This window comes from Kribbella sp. NPDC003557 (assembly GCF_040610805.1).
In the GTDB taxonomy this organism is placed as follows: domain Bacteria; phylum Actinomycetota; class Actinomycetes; order Propionibacteriales; family Kribbellaceae; genus Kribbella.
Window position 1 is genome coordinate 739,626 of record NZ_JBEXMY010000005.1, and the last position, 17,042, is coordinate 756,667.

The window sequence follows — 17,042 nt, forward strand, 5'->3', positions numbered from 1 at the left end:
GAGCAGCAGCCGACGGAGCAGGAAGCTGGCGTCGCGGGTGACGGGTCTGCGGAGCCAACGCGGCCGGTGTCCGTCCAGCCTGTGACGGATGCGGGCCAGGGCACGCCTGGCCCCGGGCTGCGTGCGGTGCAGGAGACCAGCGCCGCTGAACCGACCGAACAAGCCGAAGGCGGCGGCTGGTGGCAACCTGCAGCCACACCACAGCTGTGGAGCACGACTCCGGCGACCGACGGACCGACCGGCGGCACACGCCTGCGCGCAGTCGCCCCCGACGAAACCGCCACGTCACACCAGTCCGCTCAGACCGCATCAGCTCAGCCGCCATCAGTTCAGACTGCCGAGCCGACGCAGACGGCCGAGCCAGCTCAGTCAACCGAGTCGGCACGAGCAGCAGCGGCAGAAGCGGCCGAGCGTGCACGCGCGACCTGGGGCGCCCCCGAACTCGCCCCCGCACCCCCGGAACACTGGACCCAGCGCGAGATCTCCCCCGAGCTCGAAGAACCAGAGTCCGCCACAGTCACCGACGGACAGCCAGACGAAAAATCCACCGGCTGGACCCTCAAACTCGCCCCGGCCCTACCCGACGACGCCACCGACACGACGCCCGCATCGGCAACCGAAGCCGACTCGCAGGCCGCCGACGAACGAACTGCAGACACCCAGACCGCTGCAAGCGAGCAAGCTGCAGCCGCCCGAACTACGGACGAGCAGACCACGAACCAGCAGGCCACGAACCAGCTGGCTGCGAACGAGCCGGCCACGAGCCAGCTGGCTGCGAACGAGCAGGCTGCGAGCCGGTCGGCCACGGATGGGCAGGCTGCTGGCGACGGAGATGCGGACGAGCAGGCTGCCAGCCAGCGCGCTGCGGACGAGCAGGCTGCCAGTCAGCGTGCCGCGGACGAGCGGGCTGCTGAGCTGGCGGCTGATGAGGCGGAGGCAGCCGGTCTGCTGCAGCCGGACTGGGGTAGCCCGTCCGGTGACGAGCAGGACCAGCAGGCAGCCGACGTACCGGCGTGGGGCGTCGAGGCACAGGACGACGAGGACGAGCAGACACCAGAGAAGTCAGCTCCGCTCTGGACCGTTCCCGAGACAACGGACACCCCGCGAGAGCAGCCAGTCCAGCTCTGGGGCGACCAGCCGAGCCAGACCTCGAACGTGGGGCAGAGCGCCCAGGCCGGACAGGTTTGGGGCTCACAGCAAGGTACGGCAGGAGCTGATGCGCCCGCCGACAACGGCTGGGGCGACCACAACGGCGTACAGGAGTCTTCGCCGTGGGGCCAGCAGTCGACCGGTCAGCAGGGTGGCGAGCAGGAATGGGGCGGGCAGTCCTGGCCCGTGCAGCCGGCGGCCGCTCAGCAGAGCGGCAACGGCTGGGGCGACAACCAGCAGACCGCTCAGCAGGACAGCCAGCCGACCCAGCAGCAGTGGGGTGCAGGCAGTCACCAGGGCGGTGACCAGGCTTGGGGCGGGCAGCAGACGCAGCGCGCCTGGGGTGACGACGGCAACGAGGCTTGGGGCGGTCAGGCCGACCTGAGTGCCGGCGTCGGCAAGCGGGACGGCGGCAAGGGCAAGAAAAAGTCCAAGAGTTCCGTCGGCGGTGGTCCGTTCGGCGGGAAGATGCCGCTGATCATCGCCGGCGGGGTCGCGGTGGTTCTGCTGATCGTCGCGGCGGTGGTCCTGCTGACGAACGGCGACAAGGAGACGGCGGACCCGGATCCGAACGGTACGCCGACGCAGAGCACCTCCCCCACGCCGACGAACCAGACCAGCGGCAAACCCGGCCAGTCGAAGAACCCGACGCTGCACGAGGGCGCCGGCCGGATCGCGTCGGACGCGATCTCGTTCCCGCGCCGGAACCCGCCGTGGTCGGACCGCAAGCGCCTGGTCCAGCAGCTGATCAACTCGAACGGCCAGCGCATCGTCCTGAAGGAAGACGTCGTCGAGGGTGACGACTGGAGCGCGGACATCTTCGTCGGCGGTCTGGGTACCGCGTCCGGCTTCAACGGCGACCCGAAGGCGACCGCGGCGGCGCTGTCGCTGAAGGTGCGCGAGAGCATGTACGGGAACATCCCGGTCTCGTACAAGACGATCGCGAACGGCCCCGTGAAGCGGACCGACAAGGCCGGCTGGGTCTTCCAGCAGTCCGTGACCGCGACGACGACCGCGGTGACCGATCGAGTACTTACCCTGACGGTGGCCGTTTTCGACCTCGGTGACGGGACGGCGGTCGCCTACATCAGCGGCATCCCGAACAACCGCCCGGACCTGAAGAAGGCCGCGGACCAGGCCTACCTAGGAATTCAAGTTGGCTGACAACGACAACACCCCGCCCCAAGACAGCTCCACCCGCCAGCCGGGCTCGGATCCCCTGTCAGGCACCCCGCAAGCACCTCCAGTTCCAGGCGCTCACGAGGCCCAGAGCACGAGCGAGACGCCGGGCTTCGGCCAAGCACCGGGTGCGGGTCAGCAACCAAGCCTCGATCAGACCCCAGCACCGGGCCAGGCGCCGGGCGCCGGTGGGGCACAGGCTCCGGGCCAGGTACCGGACCTTGGTGAGTCGCGGGGTGCGGGGCACGTTGACGGTGGGTCTTCGGATGCTCTGTTCGGGCAGTCACCTGCTCCGGCCCCGCCTCCTCCCCCGCCGCCGGTCCGGCCGCAACACGCGGCCCCGCCGCAGCAACAGCACTGGACCAGCCAGCCATCTCCCCAGCGGCAACCCACCGCTCAGCAACCAGCCCAGCCCCATCCTGGCGCCCAGCCGAGCGGGCAGCAGTCGGCTGCCCAGCAGACATGGCCCCAGCCGCCGAGCGGCCAGCAGCCAGACGGCGCGCAGCCGAGCGGAGGGCAGTCTGGCGCACAGGCGCCGGGTGCCGAGCAGACATGGCCCCGGCCGACGACTGGCCGGCAGCCAGGCGGTGCGCAGCCAGGCGGCGGGCAGCAGCCAGCTGCCCAGCAGACATGGCCCCAGCCGACGAGTAGTCAGCCGCCGGGCGACGCACTGCAGACGGGCGTACAGCAGTCGGGTCCGCAGCAGACATGGCCCCAGGCGACGACTGGGCAGCAGTCGGGCGGGCAGCAGCCGGGGGCGCAGCAGCCTGGTGTGCAGCCGGCGCGGGGGCAGCATGCGGCTCCGCCGGCGGGTGCGCAGTACGGCGGACAGCGTCCGGTGGAGCCGACGGGGCTAGGTGAAGCAGGTCGGCCGGAGGGTGGGCAGGGACAACCGCGTCAGCCGCAATCTCAGCCCGGACAGCAGAGTCCTGCGCAGCCGGGTCCGAGGCAGACCGGCGGTCCGCAGGCAGGACCTGTGCAGCCGGCTCCTGGGCAGGTAGCTCCTGGGCAGGTAGCTCCAGGGCAGGTCGGTCCAGGGCAGGTCGGTCCAGGGCAGGTCGGTCCAGGGCAGGTCGGTCCAGGGCAGGTCGGTCCAGGGCAGGTCGCTTCTGGGCCCTCCGTTTCGGGACAAGGTGGTCCGGTGCAGCCGGGCGGCGCGCATGGGGGTCAGGGGCAGCTGGGCGGTACGCAGGCGACACCTGGGCAGGCCGGCGCTGGGCAGGCCGGCGCTGGGCAGGCCGGGCAGATGTGGGGTGTGCAGCAAGGTGGTCAGTCGGCTGGTGGCTGGCAGTCGCAGGGTCTGGGGCCTCAGCACGGTGGGCCGCAGTTCGGTCAGCAGGCTGGCGCCCAGGGTGGACAGCGCGGAGGACCGCAAGGCGGGCAGTTCGATGCGTCGCAGGGCGGGCAGACCGGTGGACCGCAGGGCGGCCAACAGCCGGGGCCGCAAGGCGGTCAGCAAGGCGGGTCACAGGGCGGTCAGCAAGGCGGGCCGCAGGGTGGTCAGCACGCCGGAGGGCGAGGCTCGCAGCACGGTGCACCGCAGGGTGGGCAGCACGCGGGGCCGCGGGGTGGTGGGCCGGGTGGGCAGGCCTTGTTTACTGAGGTGATTTCGTCGGCGGCTGGGCCGCAGGCTGCGGGTGGGGCAGCCTCGGGAGCGCCTGGTGTGGGAAGGCCCGGTAGTGGTGATCCGCGCTTGGCTGGGCAGGACGCTGGGGCCGGGCACGGGGCTCACGCCGCCGGTTTGCCTGGTGCTGCGCAAGGCCCGGGCGGAACCACGGGGCTCGCAGACGGCCAGCGAGCTGGCGCTGGGCAAGGCCCGGGGACCTCGGCGTCCGCGGGTGGCCATCGGGCTGGTGGGCAGCAGGGCTCAGGCGGGACCTCGGCGTCTGCGGCAGGCCATCGGGCTGGTGGGCAGCAGGGCTCCGAGGGGACTTCGGCGTTTGCGGCAGGTCATCGGGCTGGTGGTGAGCAAGGCTCAGGCGGGACCTCGGCGTTTGCGGCAGGTCATCGGGCTGGTGGTGAGCAAGGCTCAGGCGGGACCTCGGCGTTTGCGGCAGGTCATCGGGGTGGTGGTGAGCAAGGCCACGGTGCGGGGTTTGCGGGTGGCCATCGCGGTGGCGGGCAGGAAGGTGAGCCTCGGGGGTTGGCTCGGCATGGGGGCGGCGGGAGTGGGGGTAATGGGCGGGCTCGGGCTGTTGGGGCCGTTGTTTTGGTGGTGGCGGCTTTGGCTGCTACTGGGTTGAGTGTGGGGTGGGTTTGGAACCGGGCCGAGGCGATCAGTCCGGTGGCGTTGCCTACGGCGGCCGAGAAGCCGATCGAGACGGTCAGTCCGTCGGTGAAGCCGTCGAAGACGCCGACGCCGTTCGGCAAGGTGCTCGGGACCGAGATGGTTGCGGCCAACAGCGACACGATGCCGGTGATGAGTTCGGCGTGGGGCAACAACTACGAGCGGACCGGGCTGTGGGGCGGCGCCGCGGTGTGGCTGACCGTGCACCCCAACTACAACGGCAAGAACTCGTCGTGGGGCAACTACGTCTCGTTCGGGCAGCTGCCGCCGGACATCACGTACCAGAACTCCGCGGCCGGCCGTAAGCAGGCCGCGATCCAGATCGGCGCCCGCGCGCTCGTCAACCTGTACGACAAGAACGTGACGGTGGTCAAAGGAAGCAGCACCCACAAGGTGATCACGGTCAACGGCCACCCGGGCCACGAGCTGACGGCCAGGGTCCCGGTGAAGGTGCCGATGCTGGCGGAGACGTACTCCACGATCATGATCGCCGTGATCGACCGCGGTGACGGTACGGCGGACGTGTCGATCGCCGACCTGGCCGGATCCACCCCGGCTTGGCAGAACGTCTGGCGCTACAAGGTCAGCCAGATCAAGGTCAACAAGTAGCAGGGGCCGGCGGGCACACCCCGCCGGCCACCCAGCAAATCAGCCGCGTACCTCGGTGCAGGCCGTGATCCAGCGGTCCAGCACGTCCTTCGCGGCGCCGGAGTCGATCGCCTCGGCCGCGCGGTCCATGCCGATACGGATCCGCTCCGTCACGGTGCCAGGCTCCGGGGTGTACGCCGCCAGCGCCGCACCGGCGTTCAGCAGTACGACGTCCCGCACCGCCCCCGGCTCGCCGTCGACGAGCGCCCGTACGACCTTCGCGTTGTACGCCGCGTCCGCGCCCTTCAGCGCCTCCGCGGCCACCGGCTCGATGCCCAACTCCCGCGGGTCGAGCGTGATCGGTCCCTCGACCTGACCGCCGCCGACAGTCCACACCTGCGACGTCGTCCGCGTGGTCAGCTCGTCCAGGCCGTCGTCGCCGTGGAACACCAGCGCGTCGATCCCGCGCCGGGCGAGGACGCCGGCCATCAGCCCGGCGATCCGGCCGTCGCCGACACCGACCGCCTGGGCCGACGGGTTCCCGGGGTTCGCGAGCGGGCCGAGGAAGTTGAAGGTGGTCGGCACCCCGAGCTCCCGGCGCGGTACGGCGGCGTGCCGCAGCGCCGGGTGGAACGCCGGCGCGAAGCAGAACGTGATCCCTGCCCGCTCCCCCACCTCGGCCACCTGCGCCGCGGTCAGGTCGAGCGGGATGCCGAGCTCCTCGAGCACGTCCGCCGCGCCGCACGCCGACGACGCGGCGCGGTTGCCGTGCTTCAGCACCTTCGCGCCGGCCCCCGCGGCGACGATCGCGGACATCGTGCTGATGTTCACTGTGTGGGCTTGGTCACCGCCGGTACCGACGACGTCGAGCGTCCGGCCGGGCACCGAGATCCGGGTGGCGAAGTCGCGCATCGTGGCGACCAGCCCCTCGACCTCGGTGACGGTCTCGCCCTTGGAGCGCAGCGCGACCACGAACCCGGCGAGCTGCGCGGGTGACGCGGCGCCGGACAGGATCTGCTCCATCGCCCACGCGGTCGCGGAGGCCTCCAGGTCCTCACGCCGCAGCAGCGGATTCAGTACCTGCGGCCACGTGTAGGCGCCCATAGGTCAGGCGGTCGTCGCGGGCAGCTTGGCCAGGCGGGCGCGGATCAGCTGCGCGGTGACCTCGGCCAGCTTGATCGGGTCGATCGGGTGCGAGACCGCGCCCTCGGCCCGCGACCAGGTCGCCAGCCAGGCGTCCTGCGGCCGGCCGGTGATGACCAGGACCGGCGGGCACTGGAAGATCTCGTCCTTCAGCTGCCGGGCGATCCCCATGCCGCCGGCCGGAACGGCCTCGCCGTCGAGGATGGCCAGGTCGATCCCGCCCTTGTCCATGGTCTTGATGACGGCCGGCTCGGTGGCGCACTCGACGTACTCGAGCTCGGGCAGATCGGCCGCCGGCCGCTTGCCGAGGGCCAGCCGGACGGACTCCCGCGTCGTACGGTCGTCGCTGTAGACCAGGACCTTCAGCGGACGCTCTGAACTCATCGATCCATCCCAAGCTGTGCTTTAAAGAAAACTGGACACCGGAATGCTACCGGGGCGACTGTTCAGCCCGGCGAGCCTGTTCCTCCAAGCGGTCCAGCCGCCGGTCCTCACGGCGCGCCTCACGCTGCGACTCGCGCACCCACTGGACGAACAGTACGGCGAAGAACACCAAGCCGACGATGTCACCCGAGCCCCACAACAGACCGCCCGCGATGTACTGGTCGTGCAGCGGCGAGGGCGGCCAGGACCGGCCGAAACTGGTGTACCAGTCCTCGGCGATCAGCGTGTTCGCCGACATGATCGTGATGCCGAGGAAGGCGTGGAACGGCAGGGTGAGGAACACCAGGATCAGGCGGAACGGGTAGATCACCCGGCCGGGCACCGGGTCCAGCCCGAGCAACGGCCAGAAGAACAGCGAGCCGACCAGGATGAAGTGCAGGTGCAGCAGGTCGTGCAGCACGGTGGAGTGCAGCGTCGCGTCGTACCAGCCGCTGAAATAGAGCGCCCAGGGGCTCAGGACGAACAGCGCGAAGCCGATCAGCGGGAAGCAGATCACCTTCGCGAACCGCGAATGCAACACGGAGAGCAACCACTTCCGCGGGCGCTGCGGCAGCGTCCGTAACGCCAGCGTGACCGGCGCGCCGAGCGCCAGCGCGAGCGGCGTCAGCATCGACAGGATCATGTGCTGCACCATGTGCACGCTGATCAGCACCGTGTCGTATGTGCCGAGCGCCGACTGGGTGGCGATCACGGCGCTTCCCAGTCCCACCCCGACGAACGCGAACGTCCGGCCGCGGGACCACTTGTCACCGCGCCGACGCAGCCGGTGGACGCCGTACAGGTACACCGCGCCGAGGAGAATGATCACGCCGAGTAACACCGGTTCGAAGGTCCATGCCGTCAGCAACCGGACCGGAGTCAGCGGCTCGATCCGGTCTCCGGGCGTGGCGTGAAGGGGAAGCACGCTTCCACAGTAGGAACAACGGTTCGGCGACATGCACGGGGGTGGTCGTGGCACTGAACAGCGGGACCGACATAATGACCGCGTGGCCACTGCAACCGCGCTCCCAGCGTCTCGTGAACACGGACACCACGACCGTCCCAGCATGGTCAGTGTCGGCACGATCGTCTGGCTCTCGAGCGAACTGATGTTCTTCGCCGCCCTGTTCGCGGCGTACTTCACGATCCGGTCGGTGACGACCGCTGCCGCCGCTCCGGGGACGGAGACGCTGTGGCAGGTCATGACCGAGCGCCTGGATGTGCCGTTCGCCTCGGTGAACACGCTCATCCTGGTGGCGTCGTCGTTCACCTGCCAGTTCGGCGTGTTCGCTGCCGAGCACGGCCGGGTGGGCCGGACCGGCTCGCTGCTGAACCTCCGCTCCTGGGGCATGCGTGAGTGGTTCATCCTCACGTACATGATGGGCGCGATCTTCGTCGCCGGTCAGGTGACGGAGTACACGGCGCTCGTGCAGGAGGGCCTGACGATCTCGTCCAACGCGTACGGCTCGGTGTTCTACCTGGCCACCGGATTCCACGCGCTGCACGTGACCGGCGGCCTCATCGCTTTCGTGTTCGTCCTGGCCAGGACGTACATGGCTCGCAAGTTCACCCACGAACAGGCCGTCTCGGCGATCGTCGTGTCGTACTACTGGCACTTCGTCGACGTGGTCTGGATCGCCCTGTTCGCGACCATCTACCTGCTCAAATGAGTGAGAAGAGACCTTCCTTGTCACCGGCGCGCTTTCTCTCCGCGCGACGACGGCACCGGTCCGCCGGCCTCGTCGTGCTCCTGTTCGGCCTCCTGGCAGTGGGCTCGGCGTACGCCGCCTTCGCCCCTGACAACGCGGTGGCGGACAACTCGGCCCAGTCCCAGCAGATCGAGGAGGGCAAGAAGCTCTTCGCGGTCGGCTGTGCCAGCTGCCACGGCCTGAACGCCGAGGGCGGCGGGAACGGCGAGGGCAAGATGGCCGGTCCGTCGCTGATCGGCGTCGGCGCCGCCGCGGTCGACTTCCAGGTCGGTACCGGCCGGATGCCGGCGATGCAGCCGGGCGCGCAGATCCCGCGCAAGGCCCCGGCGTACTCGGAGGAGGAGATCGAGGCCCTGGCCGCGTACGTCGCCTCGCTCGCCCCCGGTCCCGCGGTGCCGGCGTCGGAGGCGTACGACGTGAGCAAGGCCACCGACGAGCAGGTCACCCGCGGTGGCGAGCTGTTCCGCACGAACTGCACGGCCTGCCACAACTTCGCCGGTCGCGGTGGCGCACTGCCGAACGGCAAGTACGCGCCGTCGCTGATGGGTGTCAGTGAGAAGCACATCTACGAAGCCATGCTGACCGGCCCGCAGCAGATGCCGGTCTTCTCCGACCAGGTCATGCAGCCCGAGGACAAGCGCGACATCATCGCGTACCTCAAGGCGCTGCAGACCCAGAAGGACCCGGGCGGCTTCGGGCTCGGCCGGCTCGGCCCGGTGTCCGAGGGCCTGTGGGGCTGGTTCGTCGGGATCGGTCTGCTGGTAGCGGTAGCGGTCTGGATCGGCGCCAAGGGCGTCAAGGCCAAGGGAGCGAAGGCCAAGTGAGCGACGACAAGAACCTCCCGGTGAAGCCGGAGGACGAGGAGCACGGCAGCGCCGTCGAGGTGGCGGAGCCGATCCCGGACCCGGGACTGGAGCCGCACGAGCCGCGGATCACCGACATCGACCCGAAGGCGGCCGACCGCGTCGAGCGCCAGGTGTCGGCGATGTTCGGCCTGGCGACGCTGCTGGTGCTGGGCTCCTGTGTGGCGTACTTCGCGATCCCGCGGGACTCGATCATCCAGTTCGGCCCGCTGTCCGGCAACGCCAACAACATGGTCATCGGCCTGTGCATCGGGCTCGCGCTGTTCCTGATCGGGGCGGGCGCGATCCAGTGGGCCAAGAAGCTGATGGTCGACGAGGAGATCTCCGAGGAGCGGCACGCGGCACACTCGTCGCCGCAGCAGATCGCCGAGATCACCGAGGCGTTCCAGCAGGGCACGGCGGAGTCCGGCTTCACCCGGCGCAAGATGATCCGCAACTCGCTGATCGGCGCGCTCGGCGTGCTCGGCCTGCCGGCCATCATCCTGCTCCGCGACCTCGGCCCGCTGCCGGGCCGGGCGCTGTACAACACGATCTGGGCGAAGGGCATCCGGGTCGTCAACGACGTCACCGACCGCCCGATCAAGCCGTCCGACATGGTCGTCGGCCAGCTGGTCAACGCGGCGCCGGCCAACCTGGCCCCGCTGCAGGAGGAGAGCCCGACCGAGTACCAGAACGCCAAGGCCAAGTCCGCGGTGATCGTGGTCCGGATCAAGCCCAGCGAGATCCGCACCCCACCGGGCCGGGAGAACTGGGGTGTCGACGGCATCCTGTGCTACTCGAAGATCTGCACCCACGTGGGCTGCCCGATCTCCCTGTACGAGCAGACCACGCACCACGTGCTCTGCCCGTGCCACCAGTCGACCTTCGACCTCGCTGACGGCGCCAAGGTCGTTTTCGGTCCTGCGGCCCGGCCGCTGCCTCAGCTACCGTTGGCAGTGGACAGTGAGGGCTACCTGGTTGCGCAGAGCGGCTTCCACGAGCCGGTCGGCCCGAGCTTCTTCGAACGAGGGTGACAACAGTGTCAACAAGCACAGAGTTCCCTGGACCGGTCAAGTGGGTCGACGATCGCCTCGGCATCGCGAAGATCGGCAAGAAGAACCTGCGGAAGGTCTTCCCCGACCACTGGTCCTTCATGCTGGGCGAGATCGCGCTCTACAGCTTCATCATCCTGATCCTGACCGGCACCTTCCTGACGTTCTGGTTCAAGCCCTCGATGGCCGAGGTCGAGTACCAGGGCTCGTACAGCCTGCTCAAGGGCCTGCACATGTCGGAGGCCTACGCCTCCACGCTGGACATCACCTTCGACGTCCGCGGCGGCCTGCTGGTCCGGCAGATCCACCACTGGGCGGCCGTGCTGTTCATCGCCGCGATGATGGTGCACCTGCTGCGGATGTTCTTCACCGGCGCGTTCCGCAAGCCGCGCGAGCTGAACTGGCTGATCGGCTTCGGGATGCTGTTCCTGGGCATCGTCGAGGGCTTCATCGGCTACGGCCTCCCCGACGACCTGCTGTCCGGTACCGGTCTGCGGATCACCAACGGCATGATCCAGGCGTCACCCGTGGTCGGCACGTACATGAACTTCTTCATCTTCGGCGGTGAGTTCCCCGGCGACGACTTCGTCTCCCGGTTCTTCATCGTCCATGTGCTGCTGATACCCGGCATCATCCTGGCGCTCGTCACGGTGCACCTGTTCCTGGTCGTCTACCACAAGCACACGCAGTACGCCGGCCCCGGCCGGACGCAGAAGAACGTGGTCGGCTACCCGCTGTTCCCGGTGTACACGGCCAAGGCCGGCGGCTTCTTCTTCGTGGTGTTCGGCATCACCGCGCTGATGGGCGCACTGATGCAGATCAACCCGGTCTGGCTGTACGGGCCGTACAACCCGGCCGAGGTGACCGCGGGCTCGCAACCGGACTGGTACATGGGCTGGCTGGAAGGCTCGGTCCGGATCTTCCCCGGCTTCGAGTCGACGTTCTGGGGCATCACGATCAGCTGGAACCTGCTCATCCCCGCGCTGATCATCCCGCCGGCGTTCGTCACGCTGGTCGCGCTGTATCCGTTCATCGAGGGCTGGATCACCGGTGACAAGCGCGAGCACCACCTGCTCGACCGCCCGCGGGACGTCCCGACCCGGACCGGTATCGGCGTCGCGTTCATCACCTTCTACGCCCTGCTGTGGATCGGTGGCGGTAACGACCTGATCGCCACTCACTTCGGCATCTCGCTGAACAACGTCACCTGGTTCCTGCGGTTCGCGGTGATCCTCGGCCCGATCCTGGGCTTCTGGATCGCCCGGCGCTGGGCGATCTCGCTGCAGCGGGCCGACCAGGAGCGGCTGATGCACGGTCTGGAGACCGGCGTCATCATGCGCGACGCGGACGGCAAGTACACCGAGAAGCACCAGCCGATCTCGACGTACGAGGCGTACTCGCTGACCGCCCGCGACCGGGTCGTGCCGCACGAGCTCGGCCCGGAGACCGACGAGAACGGCGTCCGCGCCCCCCGCCGGGCGCTGCACAAGGCCCGGGCCGCGCTGTCCCGGTTCTACTACGCCGACGCCGTGCAGAAGCCGACCACTCAAGAGCTCGAGGAGGCGCACGAGCACGCTCACGACGCCGACGAGATCCACGAGCTGACGGAGGAGACGGAGACCTACCGCGAGGTCACCAGCGACCGCACCTGACGTCGTACGCAGTGCGAAGGGCCCCGGCACCTGCCGGGGCCCTTTCGTTTACCCCAGCGCGTCCGAGACCGCGGTCAGGTACTCCTTCACCAGGGTCTGCTCTCTGTGGTCGAGGGCCTGGGTGGTGGTGATCAGGCGGTCCAGGAGCGGGCCGAAGAACTCCCAGCCGAGCGCGACGGCCGTGTCGGAGACCTGGAGGCGGGTGCTGCGGCCGTCTGTGCGGCTTCTGACGCGTTCGACGTGGCCGGCGGCCTCCAGGCGGTGGATGACCGCCGTTGTCGCCTGAGAGGTCATTCCAAGCTGCTGAGCGAGCCATCCGGGCGTGGCCTCGGCTCCGGCGCGCTCGGCGTCCAGGAGGCGTACCAGCGCCCGTACGTCGGTGCCGTGCAGGCCTGTCGTCCGCGCGAACTCCCCCACCGCCAGCTCGAGCCGCAGGGCGACCTCACGCAGCAGGTGCACCACGTCCAGCGCGGCGGCCCGATCCGGGTCGGACGGTGTTACTCCTTCTCGCATGCCTGGCAATCTACCTCACTCAGTGAGCTATTCTCGGCGGCATGAGCTTCCAGGACACGTACGACGCTCTCCTCGCCCGCTGGGGCGTGCCGGTCGAGCAGCTCGAGCTGACCGACGAGTTCGGGACGACGCACGTCAACGCGTGCGGTCCCGCGGACGCGCCGCCCGTCGTACTGCTGGCGGGGCACGGCGCCACGTCGCCGGTGTGGTTCACGGTCGCGCCGCGGCTCGCTGAGCAGTACCGGGTCTACGCGGTCGACCTGATCGTCGACGCGGGCCGCAGTACGAACACCGGGCGGACGCCCGAGACACCGGACGATCTGCACAGCTGGCTGACGAGCACGTTCGACGGTCTCGGCGTCGAGCGGGCGGCACTGTGCGGGCACTCGTACGGCGCCTGGATCGCGCTCACGTACGCGATCGCCCGCCCGGAGCGGGTCGAGCGTCTCGCGCTGCTCGACCCAACCGACTGCTACACCGGGCTGCGGCTCCCGTACATCCTCCGGGCACTGCCGAGCCTGCTGCGCCCCTCTCGCGAACGGACGGCCTCGTTTTTGCGCTGGGAGACCCAGGGCCTGCCGCTTGACCGCCAGGTGCTGGAGCTGGCCGGACTGGCGGCGGAGCAGCCGTCGACCCCGTTCGTCCGCACCAAACGCCCCAGCGACGACCAGCTGCGCGATCTCGCTCCCCTGGTCTTCGTCGCGAGTCGCAGCAAGAGTCAGGACGCCGCTCAGCTGACCCGCCGAGTCAGCACGCTCTCCCCTGGCGCGACTGTCGTACGGCTCGACACCGCGACCCACCACTCGCTCCCGTCGCTGCATGCCGACGAGGTCGCTCCCCCGCTGCTGGCGCACCTCGTCAGGAATCGATAAGCGCCCGTGGGTCTCGCTGTCCTAGCGTGAGCAAGACAAGGACGACGACAGCGGGGAGCGACCATGACCGAGGTACTGGCAGAGCTGCAGGATCGGACCTTTGCCCGTGCGACAGCTGCAACGGCGAGCACCTATCCGCCGGAGCGCCGGCTCACGGCCCAGCAGCTGACGAGTTATCTCGGGCGGCGCGAGTACGCGGTGGTCGGTACGAGCCGACCGGACGGGCGGCCGCATGCGTCGATGTCGATGTACATCCGCAGCGGGAGCGCGTTCTGGCTGCCGGCGGTGGCGGGCTCGATCCGCGCGCGCAATCTGCGGGCGAACCCCTGGCTGACTTTGGTGGTCGCCGAGAACGACGACGAGAGCCACATCGCCGTCATCGCCGAAGGACCTGCCTCGCTGGTCGCGCTCGACCAACTGCCCGACGACCTCCGTGCTGCCGTCGATCGGAGCTGGCCGAATGTCTGGAAATGGGTCGACGTCTGGATCGTGCTGAACACCGAGCGCGTACTGTCGTACGCCGCCGAGGACGCGCAGCCGTAGAAGTGTGGCGTGGGCTGCGTGGGCCCCCGAATTGCCCACAAAATAAGGGGATTCCGGCTCGGAAACTGTCGGTGGCGCCGTCTAGAGTCGGTGCCATGGAACTCCTGGGCGAGCGGCCGGCGTGGTCGATGAGTGGCAGCGAACTGCTGTCCACTCTCGACACGCTGGAGGCCGAGCTCGCCCGCCTGGAGACCTACCGGCTGACCGTGATCGCCGCCATCGAGACCACCGGGTACGCCGCCGAGCTCGGAGCCCGCGACACCGCCGAGCTCCTGCGCTTCCGACACCGGATCGACGCACCGGTCGCCCGCCGCACCCTCCGGCTCGCCCAGGCCGTGACGAAGCACCCAGCCGTATCCGCCGCGCTCAAGGACACCGCCTCGTGCGAGGAGCCCGGTGACGACGCTGACAGCCGATGGCGGCTGCGACCGGCACAGGCGGCCGCGATCGTGTTCCCGCTCGAACGGGTCCGCTCGCGGGTCCCGGTGGAACATCTCGACGCCGCCGCGGAGCAGCTGGTCACCCTGGCCGCTCACCTCTCGCCCGGTGAACTGCGCACTGCCGCGAAGGAGATCGCCGACCTCCTCGACTCCGACGGCCCCGAACCCGAAGAACACAAGGCCTACGCCCGCGAATCCCTCACCCTCACCGCCGCCGACAACGGCGTGAACTTCAAGGGTTTCCTGGCCAACGAGAACGCCGAGCTCCTGCGCGCCGTCGTCCATGCCGGTGCCCGCCCGCACAAGACCGTCGACGGCGAACCCGACCCCCGCCCCCGCGACAAGCGCCAGGCCGACGCCTTGTCCACCGCCCTGAGCATCGCCGCCGCCGCATGGGACACCACGGCACCCACCACAACCACCGCAGCAACCGCAGCAACCGCAGCACCCACCGGACCTACGGCGGCGGCCACGACCGCCCCGGGCAACGTGGGCCCTACGGGCAACACGGGCAGCGCTGGCAGTACGGGCAGTACGGGCAGTGCTGGCAGTGCCGGCAAGACAGGCGGAGCGGGCAGCGTGGGCAGCGTGGGCAGCGTGGGCAGCGTGGCGAGGAATCGTCGGGTGGCTGGGTACGGGGCGAAGGCGAACATCACCGTCACGATCGACTTCGAGGACCTGAAGGCCGCGACCGCGGACGCGATCGGACACACCGTCTACAGCGGCGGACTGTCGGCGGCCACGATCCGGCGGCTGGCCTGCGACGCGAACATCATCCCGCTGGTGCTCGGCTCGAACTCCGAACCCCTCGACGTCGGCCGCCGCGAACGCCTGGTCACCAAGGCGATGCGACGCGCCCTGGACGCCCGCGACCGCGGCTGCGTGGTCTGCGGAGCGCCGCCGATCATGTGCGACGCCCACCACCTGCTCTCCTGGATCGACGGCGGCGACACCAAAATCTCCAACCTGGCCCTGCTCTGCCGCCGCCACCACACCGACGTCCACGCCGGCCACTGGCGCATCACCATCACCAACGGCGCCGTCCACGTCACCCGCCCAACCTGGGCCGACGCACGCCCCGAACACCACCACCGCTTCCGCCGACGGGCTGTCGAGCACCCCTCCCCGCCCGCCCCCTCCCCGCCGACCGTCCCACCGGCCGACGGCGGTCCCGACCTGCCCAGCCCTCACCACTCGAAATGGCAGGCCGACGACGCGGTCCTTCAACAGGCCACCGACTTCGCGCTAACCGGCTAAATCAAACCCAACAGCCTCCCGACCGCGGCCACGCCGGCGGGCAGGCTGGTGTGGTTAAGGCGTACGGGAGCGCGAGTCTGCCTCGCACGCGGCCCCAACTGGCCTCCGCGGGACACCAGCACGGCCGACATCAGCATCAGACACTGTGCGCGTGCCGCTCACGCGGAAAGCCGACCGTCAAGCCAGTCGCCGCGAACCGGCGCCCGCCGCCATCGGCAGCACACCTGGCCAGCACCGCCAGGCCAGCACCGCCAGGCCAGCACCGCCAGGCCAGCACGACCAGGCCAGCACCGCCAGGCCAGCACCGCCAGGCCAGCACCGCCAGGCCAGCACCGCCAGGCCAGCACCGCCAGGCCAGCACCGCCAGGCCAGCACGACCAGGCCAGCACGACCAGGCCAGCACCGCCAGGCCAGCACGACCAGGCCAGCACGACCAGGCCAGCACGACCAGGCCAGCATCGCCAGGCCAGCACGACCAGGCCAGCACGACCAGGCCAGCATCGCCAGGCCAGCATCGCCAGGCCAGCACGACCAGGCCAGCACCGCCAGGCCCAACTACCAGGCCCGCACCACCGGCCCGCACTACCGGCTCGCACCGCTGGGCGCGGCGCTCATTGGTGGTGCGGCGGCGTTCGTCGGGCGCGTTCGACGTGGCGGGCCGACGGCGCCCTACTTCGAGAGGCTGCTGACTTCGCGCTGGCCGGGCCACCGACCGGTTAGGGCAGGAACACTCAACCTCCCATCCGCGGCATCCGGGTGGGGAGGCTGTGTGGTCAAGGGGCCAGGAGAGCCTGACTTGTCGGCGGGCTAGGGTGCACCCCGCGAGGTGTCAGTGCAGCCGACGCCGACATCAGATGCTGTGCGTGTACCGAGCACGCCGGCGGAGGCGACCGACTAGACAGCCACCGCGAAGCCGCGTCCGCTGACCACGCAGCAGCCGATGCCAACACCAGACGCTCAGCGCGTGTCGAGCATCTCGACAGAGCCCGCCGATAAGGCAGTGCCTCAGCGGAGTCCGTTGGCGTTTGCGGCACGCCAGAGCAGTCGGCGCCAACACGTCCAGATGCTCAACACCTCACATGCTCGCCGGCGAAGCCGGCCGACAAGACAGCCACCGCGAAGCGGTGTCCGTTGGCCTCTCGCACCACCAGCCGACGCCGGCATCAGATGCTGTGCGTGTCCCGAGCACGCAGGCGGAGCCGGCTGGTAAGGCAGCCGCCGCGGAGCGGTGTCCGCTGCCGTTTGCAGCACCCAGCCCACTGCACCGCCCACCGCCGAGCCCACCGCGGTGCTCGGTGCGGTGCTCGGTGCGGTGCTCGGTGCGGTGCTCGGTGCGGTGCTCGGTGCGGTGCTCGGTGCGGTGCTCGGTGCGGTGCTCGGTGCGGTGCTCGGG

The 17,042-nt window shown here is 69.8% G+C and carries 13 protein-coding genes and 1 pseudogene; 9 read left to right on the forward strand and 5 right to left on the reverse strand.

Annotation, left to right across the window (positions count from 1 at the left end):
• Positions 1-2,313: pseudogene (locus tag ABZW60_RS24105) on the forward strand (hypothetical protein); the annotation flags it as partial.
• Positions 2,314-3,181: 868 nt separating this feature from the next.
• On the opposite strand, the gene ABZW60_RS24110 reads toward ABZW60_RS24105, so the two are convergent.
• Positions 3,182-3,775 (reverse strand): hypothetical protein, encoded by a 594-nt coding sequence (locus ABZW60_RS24110; protein WP_355480276.1) that lies wholly within the window; start codon positions 3,773-3,775, stop codon positions 3,182-3,184.
• A gap of 798 nt (positions 3,776-4,573) precedes the next feature.
• Between ABZW60_RS24110 and ABZW60_RS24115 the strand changes: the two genes are divergently transcribed.
• Positions 4,574-5,224, forward strand: a complete 651-nt coding sequence (locus tag ABZW60_RS24115) for a hypothetical protein (RefSeq protein WP_355480278.1) — start codon at positions 4,574-4,576, stop codon at positions 5,222-5,224.
• Between the two features lie 39 nt (positions 5,225-5,263).
• On the opposite strand, the gene trpD is transcribed toward ABZW60_RS24115, so the two are convergent.
• The 3 genes from trpD to ABZW60_RS24130 are packed head-to-tail and all read right to left on the reverse strand — an operon-like array spanning position 5,264 to position 7,694.
• On the reverse strand, positions 5,264-6,307 hold the full coding sequence (gene trpD, locus ABZW60_RS24120) for an anthranilate phosphoribosyltransferase (RefSeq protein WP_355480280.1): 1,044 nt from the start codon (positions 6,305-6,307) through the stop codon (positions 5,264-5,266).
• 3 nt (positions 6,308-6,310) lie between these two features.
• On the reverse strand, positions 6,311-6,730 hold the full coding sequence (locus ABZW60_RS24125; protein ID WP_355480282.1) for a hypothetical protein: 420 nt from the start codon (positions 6,728-6,730) through the stop codon (positions 6,311-6,313).
• Positions 6,731-6,776: 46 nt separating this feature from the next.
• Positions 6,777-7,694 (reverse strand): cytochrome c oxidase assembly protein, encoded by a 918-nt coding sequence (locus tag ABZW60_RS24130; protein WP_355480284.1) that lies wholly within the window; start codon positions 7,692-7,694, stop codon positions 6,777-6,779.
• 82 nt (positions 7,695-7,776) lie between these two features.
• Here ABZW60_RS24130 and ABZW60_RS24135 point away from each other — a divergent pair, with 82 nt between their 5' ends.
• From ABZW60_RS24135 to ABZW60_RS24150, 4 genes are read left to right on the forward strand one after another with little or no spacing between them, the layout of a single operon-like run.
• Positions 7,777-8,439, forward strand: a complete 663-nt coding sequence (locus ABZW60_RS24135; protein ID WP_355480285.1) for a heme-copper oxidase subunit III — start codon at positions 7,777-7,779, stop codon at positions 8,437-8,439.
• The gene (locus ABZW60_RS24140) at positions 8,436-9,302 is read left to right on the forward strand and encodes a cytochrome c (RefSeq protein WP_355480287.1); all 867 of its coding nucleotides are present in this window, start codon (positions 8,436-8,438) and stop codon (positions 9,300-9,302) included. The genes ABZW60_RS24135 and ABZW60_RS24140 overlap by 4 nt, the downstream gene beginning before the upstream one ends.
• A gap of 20 nt (positions 9,303-9,322) precedes the next feature.
• A complete protein-coding gene (locus tag ABZW60_RS24145) occupies positions 9,323-10,354 on the forward strand; it encodes a Rieske 2Fe-2S domain-containing protein (protein WP_355480509.1) in 1,032 nt (343 codons plus the stop codon).
• Positions 10,351-12,024, forward strand: a complete 1,674-nt coding sequence (locus ABZW60_RS24150) for a cytochrome bc complex cytochrome b subunit (protein WP_355480289.1) — start codon at positions 10,351-10,353, stop codon at positions 12,022-12,024. The genes ABZW60_RS24145 and ABZW60_RS24150 overlap by 4 nt, the downstream gene beginning before the upstream one ends.
• Before the next feature lie 48 nt (positions 12,025-12,072).
• Here the strand turns inward: ABZW60_RS24150 and ABZW60_RS24155 are convergent, their stop codons facing one another.
• Complete coding sequence (locus ABZW60_RS24155) at positions 12,073-12,537, reverse strand: MarR family transcriptional regulator (protein WP_355480291.1); 465 nt, start codon at positions 12,535-12,537, stop codon at positions 12,073-12,075.
• A gap of 41 nt (positions 12,538-12,578) precedes the next feature.
• Between ABZW60_RS24155 and ABZW60_RS24160 the strand changes: the two genes are divergently transcribed.
• The 3 genes from ABZW60_RS24160 (at position 12,579) to ABZW60_RS24170 (ending at position 15,649) form a co-directional block, all read left to right on the forward strand.
• Positions 12,579-13,409 carry an alpha/beta fold hydrolase gene (locus tag ABZW60_RS24160; RefSeq protein WP_355480293.1) on the forward strand — a complete coding sequence of 277 codons (831 nt, stop codon included), beginning with the start codon at positions 12,579-12,581 and terminating at the stop codon, positions 13,407-13,409.
• Between the two features lie 63 nt (positions 13,410-13,472).
• The gene (locus ABZW60_RS24165) at positions 13,473-13,952 is read left to right on the forward strand and encodes a pyridoxamine 5'-phosphate oxidase family protein (protein ID WP_355480295.1); all 480 of its coding nucleotides are present in this window, start codon (positions 13,473-13,475) and stop codon (positions 13,950-13,952) included.
• Positions 13,953-14,047: 95 nt separating this feature from the next.
• Positions 14,048-15,649 carry a DUF222 domain-containing protein gene (locus tag ABZW60_RS24170; RefSeq protein WP_355480297.1) on the forward strand — a complete coding sequence of 534 codons (1,602 nt, stop codon included), beginning with the start codon at positions 14,048-14,050 and terminating at the stop codon, positions 15,647-15,649.
• Positions 15,650-17,042: the final 1,393 nt, after the last annotated feature.